This window comes from Simiduia sp. 21SJ11W-1 (assembly GCF_024138675.1).
Taxonomy (GTDB): Bacteria; Pseudomonadota; Gammaproteobacteria; order Pseudomonadales; family Cellvibrionaceae; genus Simiduia.
In genome coordinates, this window is record NZ_CP090959.1 from 2,377,634 (window position 1) to 2,395,347 (window position 17,714).

The window sequence follows — 17,714 nt, forward strand, 5'->3', positions numbered from 1 at the left end:
GTTATTTATATGACCTAGAACTCCTAACAACTGCTGTGCGCCTCTTCGAGCTTTCTAGACAACGTTGTCGGAAGGTTGACAGTATGCCGACCGGACAACGTTGTCAAGCCTTTTGATGAAGTTTCTTTCCGAGCCATTGGAAATACCTGAAAGCGCAGAGTTTCACTGATTTAGACGCAAGACCGCCTGTCGGATCAAGCGCTTTTTGGGCCCACTTTTATACTAATACGGCCCGAACCAGGGGTACACGGCCACTGCCCATCCAGGGCCTCGGGGCTAAAAACCGGCCGTGGCGCGCCTGAATGCTGGTAAAGAAATGGGTGGGAATGCAAAGCGATAGGGGTTCAGCCAGTGCCTGCAGCCTGGCTGCTCAAAACAATAACAAAGGCCAAGCGGCTCGCCAGAAAGCATGCCGCGGCCGGTATAAATAGCAAAAGACCGCGGGGCAAAGCCTGCCCTGCGGTTTATTCCCCCTAGGCTGAGGGCCTGCTATTCACTGGCGGCAGGGCGACTGCCACCTGCCCCAAAGCACGACCCGCCTTGCACAGATCTTCGGCCTCTGAATGACCCGCCTCGATAATGAGATAGGCACTGTCATTGCGCAGTAATACCTTTATTACATCCCCGGGGTAGATTTTATCGGGGTTGGTTACATTGGGGTTTTGCTTCCAGAGGTCTGGCCACTTGAAGGGGTTTTTCAAAAACTTTTCGGCAATATCCCAGAATGTATCGCCTGCTTCAATTTTGTAAGAAGATTCATACCCTTCTTTAAGCTCAGGCTTCAGTTCATTGGGCACTTCCAGCAGAATTTCTTGAGCGCCTTGTTCTGATTGCCCGGATTTCTTTTTACGCTCGTCGTCTTCCCCTGCAGCGGTGGCGTCTGCGGGTAGCAACACACCGGCAACCAACCTGAATTCACCACCGGCCAAGGCATTGGCGCTGGTGCTATAGGGGCTTACCGCTTCAAAGATGGCCGGGTCTACTTGGGCGAAATCTTCCACCGCGGTTTGCACGGCGCTCTTCACACCCTGGGCGGCCTGAGCGCCATAGATAGACTCTTGGCGATTACCAGTGAAACTGGTCAGCTGCGGAATAGAGCCAAAATACAAAGGCTCAACATAGTCCAGCGAGATAAACCTTACGGAATCTGTTGCCTGAATTCGCGCAGGATTCAGAACACTACCAATGCCAATAAACAATGAGGCCTCGGTACCGAGCTGCACATTGCTGCCAATAAGGTTTACTGCATCCGGTGCAAAACTGAGTGAACTCAGCGCCGTACTGGTTAGTAGAATATTGCCTGTGCCTGCGTCAATTGTCTGGATTGTAGTATCGCCTGTAACGGCCAACGAAACATCAATGGCATTGGATGTTCGGCTGATATCCACCAGATCAGATGTAACCGTTAGATCTACATTACCGGCAGCCGATAGCTTTAGATCAGCCACAGTCACATCGCCAGTTATTGCATTGCCCGTGGCACTGGAGGCAAAGTTTAGAGAATCAGCTTCGGCAAAACTTAATGTCATACCACCGGTGGTTACGGTTTTGCCCGTAAAGTTGGCAGCAGCCTGAACGTTTGCCTGAATAGCGGCACTGGCATCAACCAGGGTTTCAAACCCGGTAAAACTGTAGCCACCCAAGGCATTACTTTCATTAACAGAGGTTAACGCCCAGCCAAGCGCGCCGCCTGAAATTAGCGAGTCCGCTCCGTTATTGCCCTCGAAGCTGGCGGGCGCCATACCACCATCGGCAATGGTCAACACATCATCACCAGCTCCCAGAGCCAATGTGTCCAGGGAACCACCCAGCAAGCTGACCTGATCGTTACCTGCACCGGTATTAATCGCCGTAAAGCTTCCGCCTGTGAGGCTTACTACATCCTGCCCTGCGCCAAAATTCAGTGAGCCAACGCCGCTAAATGTAAAGCTACTGTCGCCACTGGTTGCGGTACTGGCCCCTTCCTGTAATTGCCATTGGGTGGCTAAATCACTGGCAGTCAATGAATGGTTACCCGCGCCGGCCTCCAACCGAGTAACATCGCCGTAGTTGATATCGCCGTATACCAGTGTACTGAGATCAGTCATTTGAAAGTGGGAATCAACGTCGGCACCGTACAATGAACCTGTGCCGGCTACAGATTCAACGCCGTTAAACAGTACTGAAATTGTATCCAGCACTGCAAGGCTAGACTGGCTGGCGAGCACGCCATTTTGGGTTTGCGCATACCAGCTTGCGTCACTGGCCGTCACCGAATCAGTACTCCCCAGGGCATTAACCTGGGTAATGGAATCGAACATGATGCCAGCAACACTAAGGTCGCCTTCTGCACCCAGCACAAATGCCCGGCTTTCATTGCCGGAAGTCAACTGGTCGCTGCCACCGCCGCCGTCAACCCGCGCAACGCCCATAAGCTCTAATCCATTAACCGCTACGCGCTCTTCTCCATCCAGCAGAGTAAACATTTCATCGTCAGTACTTCCAAGCAGGGCCAGGCCATTACCGAAGATGCTGTTAATGCCTGAAATATTAAGGCCCGCTACGCTGTAACCCCCAGCGGCCAATTGAACCTGTGCGCCATCTACCAAAGTTACTGTATCGCTGGCACTACCCTGTAGGCGCGCTACGCCATCAAAGCTTAAATTACCAGCACTCACCTGCTGGCCGCTTTCAGAAACCTGATAGTTATGGGTTCCAGTAGCGGTTGATACAACAGCTTGCTCTGCATTAAAGGCACTAAAGCCTAAAAAGTTTATGGCACCAGCGCCTACCGAGTCATTATTAAGCGCCCACAATTCACCTGTGCGGCCGCTCACACGCCCACCCGCACCCATAGTCGCTACGTCTGTCAAGCCACTGAAAACCATGCCGGCAGTACTAACCGACTGATCACCTTCTATCGTTACTTGCGTATTATCACTGTGCAGTGATAGTGCAGAACTGCCAGAAAGGCTTTCAGCATTTAAGATGGTCAGTTGATCCAGCTGAACGGTTTGGGTGTCGTCAAAAATCTGCCAAGGGTGCGTTGAGGTTGCCTGAACACTGTCTATGCCACCTGCTGTATCCAGCAGGGTTAGGCCTGTAAAGCTCACGCCGCCGGTTGATACGGCACCGTTACTGCCAATAGTTACACTGTTATCCAAATCACTTAGCTGCAAGCCATTAGCGTCAACATTGGCCAGGCCTCTGAACACTATGTCGCCAATGGTCAGCGAATTGTCTGCTGCCTGCAACACTTGATCTGCGCCGGTAAGTGTTGCAACTGCATTGCTGACGGTTACCAACTCGACACCATCAAACGCTATGCTATTGGCGCTCACACTTTGTGCACCGGTTTGTAAGAAATCCACAGCCGTGTTGCTTGCAATATTGGCAGCCTGAACACTGTCAACGCCTTGCACCAAGGCGCCATCCACCATAAATGCATTATTCACGCCTGTAAGTTCAGCCGTTCGCACGCCTAGATTGACGGTATCTGTGCCTGCACCCAGGTCAAGCAGCGTGAAACCGCCCGCAGCACTCACGTTAATACCGTTTACCGCCAAAGAAGCCGCCGAAGTAAAGTCAACCGCCTCGCCCTCAGCAGAGCCGAACAACTGGCCATCTGTGAGGTTCAGTAACTCAACGGCAGTAAGATCAATCCCGGCAATATTCAGGCCTGCTTGGCCCGCAAGCAACCTAGCCTCTGCGCCCGAAATGGTATCGGTACTGGCCGCGCCGTCGTAGCTGACGAGCCCGGTTATAGCTATGCCAGACACATCCACACTGGCATCAGCATTTACAGCTAGTGCAATCGCGCCTTCACCCTTCAGGTAATTGATTGCCGCTTGACCTACGCCCGTTACGTTGAGCGTATCGGTACTCAGCTGCCGGGAAGCCTCGCCCACTGTGACAAGCGAAGACTGGAAATCCACCAAGGTGTTGGTGTTGCTCACATTTAACGCAACAGAATTTGTATGGCTGGAAGTAAGGGCAATACCCGCAGCAGTTACATTAGATGCTGCACCTATTGTTGCCTGGCTTACATCGCTTGCCAGTGTAACCGAGCTGATATCACCGGTTATTTGCCCGATGCGATTGAGCAGAAGCCCATTAACATCGCCCAATACAACAGCGCCTGCCCCGTTAAGGGTTACATTATCAGACGCCGCTATTTGCGCTGTGTTACTGCCGCCATTGCCGTCAATACCGGCAAGCGCGCTAAACGTAAAGCCTGACACATTCACATCACCATCGGCGTTAATTGCAAACGCATCGGCCTGCGCGCGCCCGGTGAGGCTGCCTTGGGAAAAGCTTGCAATGTTATGAAGCGCAATGCTGCCGGCTGTGACATAGCCGTAACTTTCCTCAAGCTGGTATTGCGTAGTGGCAAGGCCTAAAACACTATCAGCGCCGCCATTGCCGTCGATCAATGTAAGGCCATTGGTAAATTCGATTGCCATGCCGCTGGCATTCAGCAAATTATCCGAAACCAGCGCGAATTGGTCTGCGCCTGTTGAGCCAAAAATCTCTGAGGAAGAGCTGAATAGTTTCTCGACATTGGCAAAGGTGATACCGAAATTTTCAGCGGCACCGGTTGCTAATAATGTCCAGGCCTCACCATCAAGCCCTGTAACAACATCATAGCCTCCTGCGGCATCAAAATAACTCACACCACTGACGCTGATACCATTGGAAGAAATTTGATTAACGCCGAGCACTTTATACTCACCGTCATCCTGCCCACCGGTTATACCGCCGGCCTCGCCCAATTCAACATTTAGGAAATCCATGCCGTCGGAATGCAAACTATTGGCGCCAGATAAAATGGTAAAGCTTTGATCAGCGCGCGCCACTACGGTGTCTGTACCTGCGGCCATATCTACGGTGGTTAATCCACCTGTGGCGGTAATATCCATTCCCGCTACCGATACTGCACCAACACCTGTAATTTGCAGGTAATCATCGTTCGCGGTAACCGTAAGCGTTTGCGCATCACCGGTGAGCGAGTTGATATTGGTAAAGGTGACGCCGTTATTTATTGCACTGTTAGTGGCGAGCACCTCCCACGCCTGGCCTGCCGCACCTGTCGCCTGGTCGGTGCCGGCACCGGCAGCAACTTGGGTAATGCCCGTAAAAGAGATGCCGTTGCCAATAACCGCTGCACCACTTAACTCAAATTGGTCTGCAGCCACCGAGCCCGTGAGCAGGTTGCTGCTACCGGTGGCAGACTCCAAACCGGTAAACGCGATCGACTGGGTTGTGGCAGCCTTGGTTGCGCCGAGCAATGTCCAGCCAGTGGTGGTGTTTGCACTGTCGCTGCTGCCATTGGCCGCAACGGCAGTGACGCCTGTGAAAGTAACGCCCTCGGCTGCCAAGGTGTTGGCAGCGCTCACACTGAAACTGGTATTAGCCTGGCTTTCAATATTGGCGCCGGCAACATTAGCCAGGCCTTTGAAGGTAACGCCACCCAAGCTGACATCACCGCCATTAAGCGATACCGTGCTGCCCGATGCAGACAGGGTATCGTCGCCATCTTGGGCGTTCACTTCGGTGAGGCCTGTAAAAGCAATACCATTGGCAGTAACACTGCCGGCACTCACCGCACTGTAGGTATCTGCACCGGTTGAGCCCGTTAAGCTGCCTGAGCCGCCACTGGCCTGTGCAATGTTGGTAAAGGCAATACCACCGAAAGTTGCACCAAGCGCACTGTTGCTTGCGGTGCCTAGCGTCCAGCTGCCAGACTCCGCCGTAGTGGCATGATCACCCGCGCCACCCTGGCCGTCTACTGCGGTAATGTTTTGGTAGGTAATATTGCCAACCGCCACATTTGAACCACTGATAGTAAATGTGTCGCTGTTATCGCTGCCGTACAAATTGCCGGTGCCCTGCACGCTTTCAATGGCACTAAACACCAGCCCGTTGGTGCTGGCAGAATTATTATCAACCACTCGCCAATCGGCATCGCTTGTTACGGTATCGGTACTGCTGTTGCCTGCAACAGATTGCAAACCGCTAAAGGTAAAGCCCACATGGGCCACATCAACATCACCTGTGGCTGCGGTGTAGGTGTAATCATTGCCACCCGAGCTTCGGCCGGTTAGGTGGCCATTGGTAAAGGCGTTAAACCCGGTAATGGTGAGCGCGCCGTCTGCCACAACACTGCTATCGGTTAATTGCCACTGGGTTGTACTGGTGCCGGTTAATGCATTGGCGCCGGTGCCACTTAGGCTGCTAAAGTCGGCCGTGGTACTGAACGCCAAAGCTCCCGCTGCAATTAATTGGCTATCTGTGTAGATAAGATTGGCTGCGCTATCGGCTAGGTTTATTGCCGTGGCCAAACCTTCGGCCAGCTCCACGCCAGTGAATTGTATACCGTCGGTAGTCACCTGCTGGCTGGCCTGGCTATCCAGTATCCAGGTTTGACCGCTGCGCGAAATTACCCGATCCTGCTCGCCGTTATCTGTCACGCCATCGGCATTTACGTTGCTAATGCCACTGAAGGCAATGCTATTGGCCAGCAGTGTATTCGCGCCCGTCAGTTGAAAGGTATCGGCGTTGTCACTGCCCTGTAGCGAGCCGCCAGTCACTTCATTAAGGCTTGTGAGAATCAGGCCACGGGTAACGGCTTCATTATTGGCGCCCGTTAAGGCTACCGCATTTGTATCGGCACCGGCATCGAGCGTGTCGTTACCTTCACCTAAGTCAACAGCGCCAAAACCGCTCACGTTTGTGGTCGTGAAATCAATATTGTTTATAGTGACATTCTGGCTGTCGGTTACGCTGATGTTATCGGCAAGGTTAGAGCCACTGAGGCTTGCAGCACTGGTGGTCACGCTGTCGAAACCTTCAAACGCCATACCGCCCAAGGTTTGAATGCGGGTGCTATTGTTATCCACAAAAGACCAACCATCACCACCGGTGATGCTCGAACCAGCAGCCGTTGCCGTGACGCTACGGCTATTGCTGAACGCGATATCGGCAAGTTCAAAACCGCCAAGGCCATCGAGCGTAATATTGGCAGCAACACTGTTTTGCGTGGTGATCTCACCGCCACTTACGGCATCTACGCCGCTGATATCAAACGCAAGATTATTAAGATTAACGGTACCGCTGCCTATGATCTGTGCTTGATCATTATTGGCAAGGGCCAAACTGTCACCGCCTTGCAAATTCAGGCCGCCGAAAGTGCCCGCGCTGTTGAATTGCACACCGTTTAGGGTAATGGCGCTGTCGGACAAATTCGATAGGCTATCTACCGCGCCACTCACGCCGGTGATGCTTGCACCATCATCGATGTTGGTAACTTGTTCGATTTGCGTAAAGTTTATGGGGCCTGCTGATACCGACTCATTACCCAGAGAGGACCAAACCACCCCGCTTGCGCTTTGAACACTGTCGATCACATTGGCATCACCAGTGGCAGCCTCTCCGGCAGCAACTTGCGTAATGCCCGTAAAAGAGATACCGTTGCCAATTACCGCTGCACCACTCAACTCAAATTGGTCTGCAGCCGCCGAGCCCGTGAGCAGGTTGCTGCTACCGGTGGCAGACTCCAAACCGGTAAACGCGATCGACTGGGTTGTGGCAGCCTTGGTTGCGCCGAGCAATGTCCAGCCAGTGGTGGTGTTTGCACTGTCGCTGCTGCCATTGGCCGCAACGGCAGTGACGCCTGTGAAAGTAACGCCCTCGGCTGCCAAGGTGTTGGCAGCGCTCACACTGAAACTGGTATTAGCCTGGCTTTCAATATTGGCGCCGGCAACATTAGCCAGGCCTTTGAAGGTAACGCCACCCAAGCTGACATCACCGCCATTAAGCGATACCGTGCTGCCCGATGCAGACAGGGTATCGTCGCCATCTTGGGCGTTCACTTCGGTGAGGCCTGTAAAAGCAATACCATTGGCAGTAACACTGCCGGCACTCACCGCACTGTAGGTATCTGCACCGGTTGAGCCCGTTAAGCTGCCTGAGCCGCCACTGGCCTGTGCAATGTTGGTAAAGGTAATACCACCGAAAGTTGCACCAAGCGCACTGTTGCTTGCGGTGCCTAGCGTCCAGCTGCCAGACTCCGCCGTAGTGGCATGATCACCCGCGCCACCCTGGCCGTCTACTGCGGTAATGTTTTGGTAGGTAATATTGCCAACCGCCACATTTGAACCACTGATAGTAAATGTGTCGCTGTTATCGCTGCCGTACAAATTGCCGGTGCCCTGCACGCTTTCAATGGCACTAAACACCAGCCCGTTGGTGCTGGCAGAATTATTATCAACCACTCGCCAATCGGCATCGCTTGTTACGGTATCGGTACTGCTGTTGCCTGCAACAGATTGCAAACCGCTAAAGGTAAAGCCCACATGGGCCACATCAACATCACCTGTGGCTGCGGTGTAGGTGTAATCATTGCCACCCGAGCTTCGGCCGGTTAGGTGGCCATTGGTAAAGGCGTTAAACCCGGTAATGGTGAGCGCGCCGTCTGCCACAACACTGCTATCGGTTAATTGCCACTGGGTTGTACTGGTGCCGGTTAATGCATTGGCGCCGGTGCCACTTAGACTGCTAAAGTCGGCCGTGGTACTGAACGCCAAAGCTCCCGCTGCAATTAATTGGCTATCTGTGTAGATAAGATTGGCTGCGCTATCGGCTAGGTTTATTGCCGTGGCCAAACCTTCGGCCAGCTCCACGCCAGTGAATTGTATACCGTCGGTAGTCACCTGCTGGCTGGCCTGGCTATCCAGTGTCCAGGTTTGACCGCTGCGCGAAATTACCCGATCCTGCTCGCCGTTATCTGTCACGCCATCGGCATTTACGTTGCTAATGCCACTGAAGGCAATGCTATTGGCCAGCAGTGTATTCGCGCCCGTCAGTTGAAAGGTATCGGCGTTGTCACTGCCTTGTAACGAGCCGCCAGTCACTTCATTAAGGCTTGTGAGAATCAGGCCACGGGTAACGGCTTCATTATTGGCGCCCGTTAAGGCTACCGCATTTGTATCGGCACCGGCATCGAGCGTGTCGTTACCTTCACCTAAGTCAACAGCGCCAAAACCGCTCACGTTTGTGGTCGTGAAATCAATATTGTTTATAGCGACATTCTGGCTGTCGGTTACGCTGATGTTATCGGCAAGGTTAGAGCCACTGAGGCTTGCAGCACTGGTGGTCACGCTGTCGAAACCTTCAAACGCCATACCGCCCAAGGTTTGAATGCGGGCGCTATTGTTATCCACAAAAGACCAACCATCACCACCGGTGACGCTCGAACCAGCAGCCGTTGCCGTGACGCTACGGCTATTGCTGAACGCGATATCGGCAAGTTCAAAACCGCCCAGGCCATCGAGCGTAATATTGGCAGCAACACTGTTTTGCGTGGTGATCTCACCGCCACTTACGGCATCTACGCCGCTGATATCAAACGCAAGATTATTAAGATTAACGGTACCGCTGCCTATGATCTGTGCTTGATCATTATTGGCAAGGGCCAAACTGTCACCGCCTTGCAAATTCAGGCCGCCGAAAGTGCCCGCGCTGTTGAATTGCACACCATTTAGGGTAATGGCGCTGTCGGACAAATTCGATAGGCTATCTACCGCGCCACTCACGCCGGTGATGCTTGCACCATCATCGATGTTGGTAACTTGTTCGATTTGCGTAAAGTTTATGGAGCCTGCTGATACCGACTCACTACCCAGAGAGGACCAAACCACCCCGCTTGCGCTTTGAACACTGTCGATCACATTGGCATCGTCAGTGGCAGCTTCTCCGGCGGCAACGTCAGTAACACCGCTAAAAACAATGCTGTTCGCTGTGAGCTCACCACCACTGCTTAGCACAAACGTATCTGCCTGGGCGCGGCCGGCAAGTGTGGTAGTAATATTGTCTACCCTAAAACCATTGCCATAAAACACCAAATCGGTTGAGGCAATGCCATTATCTACACCGTTGTCGGTTAGCGACCAACCAAGATCATCTGCAAACCCAGCAGCCAGCTGAACTGTATCGGATGCACCTAAGCCGGTTACCTGGCCAATAGCTGAAAAGCCAATACCCGCAGCCTCGAAACCATTGGCGGCATTAATAGCTAAACCCGTTGAGTCAGTGCGGCTCAGCAAGCTGAGATCACCGCCATTGACTGCACCAACTCCGCTTAGTTCTGTGCCTGCGGCCTGAACCTTGCCACTACCATTGCGCAATGCAAGTGCGCCGGAAAAGCTCGAGCCATCCACCACAAAATTGGAGCCACTACCCGCTGATACGCTGCTGAAATAGGTTACTGAACCGCCGTCAGTTCTTTGAAAACCAATCCCATTTAGCACCAGCGACTGCCCACCAGCGAAATCTCCTGAACTCACTGAGATATCGCCTAGGCCATCAGCAATTGAAAGGTCTCCTCCGGTTATAACCTGCTCAAGGCCAAGGAACTCAATATTTCTGGATTCAGCACCGCTTGCGCTTAGCATCCAGTCTCTAGTCCCGTCGCCGTAAACAACATCCTGCCCTGAGGCGTTGCCCTTTAAATCAATACTTGAAAAATTAGACTGGCTAACCACGCTGATGTTATTGGCATCAAAGGTTTTTCTGCTAGTCATACTAACAACATCAGCTTGGTCGCTGCCGCTGAAGGCTGTAACAGTAGTTGAAACCGCATCAACCTGTGTAAAAGCCAGGCCGCCCACTGCGATATTGTTATTGCCGCCTGTGAGCACCAGCGCATGTGCACCACCTGCGATTGTGTCTGCAGCGCCACCAGAGGCGGTGCCACCCATATCAATTTCGGTAAATGAGGCACCCGCTACAGAAATACCGTTATCAGTATCAAAAGACTTTTGTGCGTCAAGGGTAATGGTTTCGGCTACTGCCGTTAGGGTAAATCTGCGGCCGGCTGCAACCGAGGTTACACCCTCTAGCATTAGCTCAAATGGTGTGCTGCCGTTGCCGCGGTAAACCAATTGGTTACCCAGCAACGCAATACCCGAGCTGTCTGCAATCGATAGTTCCGCATCAATGGAGGCATCACTAACGTCTTGCACACCCAAACCAGAACCAGATAGGTGGGTTAAGCCCACCAACTCTACAATCTGGCTGGCATTGCTTGAAATTTGTGCAACCGGGGCCTGATTGTCTAGCCCATTAACCGTAGACTCTAACACTGAAAGAGAAATTTCAGGGCTTGCCAGCGCTGCATCAATGGCTAACTCACTACCGGGCGCTACCCATCGCTCTATTCCATCAACAGCTACAACATTTGCGCCCTGCATAAGGCCAAGCACGCCTGAGTCTGAAATGCTAAAGACAAGATTGTCTAAACTTGATAGATCAAAACTGTCTAACCCTGCCCCACCACTTAAGCTGAGGGATTGATAGGTTAAATCTCCCAATTGATTAACCGTATCTGCACCTGAGGCGCCCACAGTAATCGCTACTGCATTTGCATCAACCAATCCGCTATTCAGAAAACTTCCCTGTGCAACTGCGGTAAAGTTACCGTCGTTTAGTTCAATCGCACTGCCGGCAGCAATTGTGATGTCTTTATTGGAGTTCAGCGCCAGATTCAAGTTGTGATTTGTGGCCGAAATGTCAGCTTCAATAACAATGCCTTCGGCATCAGCATCACCGCCTGCAGCGGTGAGCGTTAAGGTGGTCGGGGTGCCGCTACCGTCACCATCTACGCTGATATCTTCAGACACCTTAACTCCATAGGCATCAAAGGTACCTACTGGCTCATTACTGATAATGGTTACATTCTGCGTAGCCAGGCTTGTGGCCAATTCACTGGCACTGAGTTTATTGATGCCATTTTCAGCACCAATTTCCAGAAAGCCCGGGTCGATCAGCCAGGTGCCCGCGTCACCACCCGATGCCGCTGCACTGATACTTCCGGTTAGATGGACACTTTCTTTGCCTGAGGTTTCAATGAAACCACCATTACCCGTAGCCCCGGCGGCATCGGCGGCCAATGAACCGGCAACCGTTGTGGACTGCTCTGCCCAAACCACAAGGGTGCCGCCATCACCAGATTCCGTTGCAGACGCACTGACTTTGGCACCGGCTTGTACGGCAGTATTTTCCGCAAGGCGCAGGCTACCCTGCCCGCGTAAATCACCCCCCAATTGAATGGTGCCACCGCCCGCGCTGCCATCGGCAGTTACCTCAGCGGAACTTGCAAGATTTACCTGGGTGCCAAGCACAGAAATATTACCGCCGGCGCCGGACGCGTTGTTTGCAGAAACAACACCTGTAATGCTCGCGGAATCGCCTTCAATATGTACCTGGCCACCAGTACCATCGGCGTCCAGCCGACCACCTACGGCCACATTGCCACCGCTGCCTGTTAGGCGAATAACACCGCCTGAGGTATCAATACCCCGCGCGGTAACTGTGCCGGTATTATTAACCGCTGAATCAAATAGCCCTTTGGCTACAGATGCATCAAGAAGTACCTGCTGGCCCTCTATGTCTCCGGCGTTAAGAATGGCTTGTTCAATACCCGTTTCTTTTTCCAGCAGTGCTTTAGAAACCTGTACACCTAACAGCGAGTCGCTACCAAAACTTAAAATGGCCTCACCGGCAACGGCAAGTGATACCAGATCAGCCTTGATTAAACCGTGATTGGCCACATGCTTACCTACCAATGCGGCACTTGAGGCATTAATCACACCGTAGTTAATTACACTGCCCGCGGTACCGCTGGTAGCGTTCAACTTGTAATCACCGTTTAGGAAGTCAGAAGGATTGATATCCAAACCCGATACGGCAATGCCTTGCACATTTACTGTAGCTGTATCGGTAAACAGTACCCCTTGCGGGTTAACCAACAGCACATGGCCGTTGGCTTCAATGCTGCCGCGCACCACCGAGGCGTTATCATCCAAAATCCTGTTAAGCACCAGCGACGATGCAGAGGGCTGTACGTACAGCACTTTCTCATCGGCCGCTATATTGAAGCTATCCCAATTAACGGCCATGAGGTCAGTAAATTGATCGACACGGGTTGTTTTATCATCAGTGGTGATATCACCCTGACCACCTACTACGGTGCCACCAGTAGGCCCTGCCAACACAGAGGGCGAAAGGCTGCCGATCATGGTGGTTAGCATGCCACCCATTACCAGTGTTTGCAGGCCAACGGCGCGTGCCAAAATCTTCCGTGGTGTCATCTTTTTACTAGCCTCGTTATCAATCACATGGGTTGGCTGTTGCATGATAATTTCTGTTTATTCCTGCGCTATTTGAAGAAAAAGGTAAAATCCATAAATACCTGTGTTTTCTTGTATTCGCCCAATGAGTCATTGGATGATTCAACTTCTATAGGCTCTGCAATTGAAATCTGTGCTGAAAAGAACTCATCCCAACTTAGCTTCATCACAAGGCCAGCACCTGCAAGCCTGGCCCAGGAATCCGATCCATCTTCTTCAAAGTTAACGGAGCTGCCATAGCCTGCATCAGCCAATAATCCCCACTGGAACACATCGTTCAAGCGCATTCCGCCTGGCAAAGACGGGTTTAAGGAATCTGGCATATCAAAGTACCATTCAGCGCTGACCATTCCTGCAGCATCTGCCGAATAATCACGTACGCTAAAAGCTCGCACACCGGCCGCTCCACCAAGGGATAACTGTTCAAACGAGGGCAGCAGCCTATCTGCGTACTGCCAGCGGGATTTCAGCACCAGGCGCGATTGCGCATTGCCAAATGGCAAAGGTACGAAGAACAAGCTATTGGTATCTAATGCCACTTTGTAAAAGTCATCACCACGCCCTTCAGCCACCTCGTTTAAATGCTGGCCATATTGAAACTTCACATTGGCAATGTTGAGCATCTGCACGCTGCTACCAAGCCCATCCACATAAAACCCAAGCTCCGCGCCACGAACATGGTCACCACCACGGTAGGTTTCCACAAGGGAGTCCATGTTGGTTTCTTTGTCGGTAACACTAAAACCTGTAGAAAAATTGAAATCGCGCGACCGGTGCCACTTATGATCAATACTTGCAGCGTATGTGTTGTTAACACCCTCCAATTCCAAAGCGTTAATAACGTCGCCTTTGTCGCCTGTAAGTTTGAACTGGTTATAATCTGCTGAAATTTCAAACCGTGTGCGTGGACCAAACAAAGGGAAGCTATAGCGAAGTTGGCCCAGGCTAGAATTACCAGGGTTATGAGACTGAAGTGCACCGAGGGTTAATGCATCGCCGAATCCAAGTGGGTTCAATACATCAAATAACGCGTAGGCTCGCTGATCCCCTGTGAAGGTTGAACCATGATTATCAGCGCGCATAGAAAACTTCCATCGCTGCTCATTGCGCACCTTAAGATTCAACGCCGTCTCGCCGGGGTTATCACCGGGCGTAAAATAGCCTGTTACATTCAGCCCGGGCAGGTCGTTAAGCAGATACATTCCCTCTTCAACATCGGCGTGATTTACCAGCTCACCAATATGCGCATCAAAGGGTTGCTGTAGCTGCGATTGCTGGTAGCCGCTGTTGTCGTGCGCAATGACTTTCCCTAAACGACCTTCTTGAACCGAGAGGCTCACTACACCATCCACCACGTCTTGCGCCGGAATTTGAACCTGTGCCAAAAACAGGCCCTGCTGGCGATAAAAGCCCGTAAGCTCAGCGGCAATTTCCTCTAAGTCCCCATAGCTCATGCCGCGCTCGGCGTTTTGTTGTTTAACAATATTAATCAAGCGTTGTAGATTCTTGGGCGTAACGCGATCAGGCATATCTCGCGCGCCAATTTCTGCCAGATAGCCGGCAATTTCCGCCAGGTTGTCGCGGGTGAAGCCGTGCGCCATTACCTGATCTTCCTTCATGTACTGAACCCGCAACTGCTCGGCCATGGTTTCAATTTTTTCGCGCGTAATGCCTGAATCCGGGAACTCTTCAAGGCGCACAAAATCGAACTTTTTCACGGCGATACGAGGCCCTTCATCACGCAGGCGCTGCACGGGAATTTCAGTATCGAGCTTCGGCGTGGCAGTATCCAGGGTGCGGAGCAAAAACTCTTTGGTGATATCCTGCTCACTTTCAGGGTTTACATCTGTCTCAAAGGCAGACCTTACCGAGCTCCTAAAACTGGAATCCCCTTCAGACACCTGAGCTTGCGCGGTCGTCACCGCCACGCCGGTTACCATGGCCACAACGGCTGCAGAAATTTTTGAAGGGTTACATAATTTTTTCACTTGCTTACTCTCCTGTTCACATCCCTGTAAACCGTTGTTAATTTCGTGGGGCTTCACGTACTACGCGAAAACCGACCTCTTCATTATTGCGTGCGTCAAACCTTTGTTTGGTTGTCGCCAAACAACTGCTCATGGCATCCAAAAAGCTGCCGCCAACTGCAAGCAACTCATTGCCGTCCAGAACCAGCTCGGCGGCATTACCCACGTGATTTATCAATCCGTTGGCATTACTGCTGCCAGCGTTTGCGGCAACAAGCTCGCCGCCCTTTTCAATACCACCGTACTTGAGGTAACAATTGCGATCTGGCTGCTCTCGCTCGCCATTGGCACTGGCAGCGCCAAACCATTCGCGGTAGCTAGGCAGGCGATAGCGATAACCAGTTTCTTGAGACAACCACGCAAGGTAGCCGTTAATGGCTTCAACGGGCAGTCCGGTGGCAGGCATGGCGCTGCTCGCGGTTTTAACCCCCTCACCACACACTCCAGAGCGGCTACACCAAGGCCGAACATCGCCCCAGGTAATTTCGTAGCGCCCCATGGATATAACTTGCCGAGATTCGCCAGCCACACTGACAAGTGCAGGCCCACTGCCGCCGCCAGGCAAAGGATCGGCGCAGCTATAGCGCAAGCCGCGCCCGCCGGTGCCGGGCTCCAGGTGGCCACAGTAATCAATCTTGAAACGCGAAAGCGCCTCCTGACCAGGCAATAAGGTTTGCGCCTGCACCAATAACGCGGCTGTTCTCTTGGGGTTTTCCCGGGCCAAGCGGCCGAAACAGCTGGCCAGCTCACTGGCCACAATAGGTTCCAACTTTTGTGCTTTTTTACTATCAAGCGTCCTCATTTCAGACAGGGTGCCCGCAATATCGCCGGTGACATTTAAACCGAAGCCACACCGCAACTGGCGCTCTAACTTGCCGATAATGGCCTCTACCTGCTGGTTGTGAATAGCCATTTTCCGCTCGCGCTCTGCGCGAGCCTTGGCCCTTTCCTCCGCGGCAATACGCGCTATTTCAGCCTGCTGCTCTGCCAGCAACCTGGCCTCAAGCTTTGCTTTTTCAGACGCCAACGCGCGCTTTATTTCGATAAATTGCGCGGCATCGGCAGTGTTCCAGCCGTCTGCACGGGTTAACGCCCGCTCACCGTTTTCCAATTCACCCGCAGCTATGTACTCGCGAGCAGCGGTAAAAAACAGCGACGCAATACGCGATTGGGCTTCATCGATATAGGCCTCGTTAGATCCAAGCGCTGCCAGCTCTTTAAGCTCGCCACGCAAATCCCGCTCCCAATCAACACTTAAGGCCGCCTGCTGAATGAGCCTATCAATGGCTTGTTTTTTATCTGCAATTCGTGAAACCAACAACTCTTGCTGCAATTTTTGTTCAAGCTCTGCTTTATAGGCTTGATCAACCTGACGCTGCTCTTGATATTGAAAGTAAAAAGAGACGCCCAACACAACTGAGAAGAAAGCGGCAATACCTGCCACCAACCATGCTGCCCTATTGCGACCAAAAAACAGGCGCATAAACTCTGCGGCATCTTGAATTCGTTCCTGACGCTCAAAAGCCAATGCGCCTTCCAGCGCACGCCATTGCCTGCGTGTCAGCGACTTTAATCGCTTGGGCTTTAAACGCTGTGCTTTGGCCTTGTCTGCTGGCACCTTATTGAAGGGATGCCTACCTGCATAAAGCTCGTACGCCACACAACCCAGTGCATAGACGTCATCACTTTCGCTTGGCTCCTCACCCTTAAGCATTTCAAGGCTGGCATAGGCCGGTGTAAGTGCACCCAGAGTACCTGCATCAAACTGGGTTTTCTCGCCGGAAGCCTCAGCCAAACCACCAGACACCGCACGGGCAATACCAAAATCAAATACCTTAGCGCCCTTTTTCTTGGTGACGAAGATATTTCCCGGTTTAAAATCGCTGTGCACAATGCGCTGTGAATGGGCGTGCATCAGCGCAGACGTAATATCGCGCAAGATGTTATCTGCACGCTCTTTCTCTAAGCCTTTTCCCGCGTTTTGCCGAATCAACTTATCCAGCGGCGTACCGTCCAGATACTCCATGGTCATAAAAACCAGATCAGCATCACGGTCAAAATCAAACACCGTTACAATATTTGGGTGCGCGAGATTCTGTGATTTTCTAGATTCGCGCTGTAGCGATATAAAGGCATCCGGATGCTGTTTGAAGTCATCGTTCAAAAGCTTTACCGCAAGGTATGGATCGCTGTCGTTCGCTTCAACTTTACGCCGATCCAACGCCCGATAAACCGACCCCATGCCGCCTGACCCCAAAAGGTTCACAAGCTCAAAGCGATCTTTAATCAGCGTTTTAGTAGATTCTTGAGTGGCATCAGAACGAATCGGCTGCATGGCAGCACCGGCCATGACAGTTTTGTCAACAGCGGTTACAGATACAGGAAACGGCTTAAGCTTTACAGGTTCTGGCGGCCTGCGCACCCCGGAAGCCTTGGACGCAACACCTACAAATACGGTGGCATCCGAACTGTCGGGCTGCGGCCGATCGGTAATCACGGGCTCGGCGTGATTGCTTGCACC

General features: G+C 52.3%; 3 protein-coding genes. All 3 read right to left on the minus strand.

The genetic code is table 11. The features are described from left to right. Positions 1 to 473: 473 nt before the first annotated feature. The 3 genes from L1F30_RS10590 to L1F30_RS10600 are packed head-to-tail and all read right to left on the minus strand — an operon-like array spanning position 474 to position 17,528. Positions 474 to 13,172, minus strand: coding sequence for a filamentous hemagglutinin N-terminal domain-containing protein (locus L1F30_RS10590; protein WP_253356052.1), 12,699 nt, complete (start codon positions 13,170 to 13,172; stop codon positions 474 to 476). A gap of 23 nt (positions 13,173 to 13,195) precedes the next feature. Further along, on the minus strand, positions 13,196 to 15,154 hold the full coding sequence (locus tag L1F30_RS10595) for a ShlB/FhaC/HecB family hemolysin secretion/activation protein (RefSeq protein WP_253356053.1): 1,959 nt from the start codon (positions 15,152 to 15,154) through the stop codon (positions 13,196 to 13,198). 37 nt (positions 15,155 to 15,191) lie between these two features. Then, the gene (locus tag L1F30_RS10600) at positions 15,192 to 17,528 is read right to left on the minus strand and encodes a bifunctional serine/threonine-protein kinase/formylglycine-generating enzyme family protein (RefSeq protein WP_253356054.1); all 2,337 of its coding nucleotides are present in this window, start codon (positions 17,526 to 17,528) and stop codon (positions 15,192 to 15,194) included. Between the last annotated feature and the right edge of the window lie 186 nt (positions 17,529 to 17,714).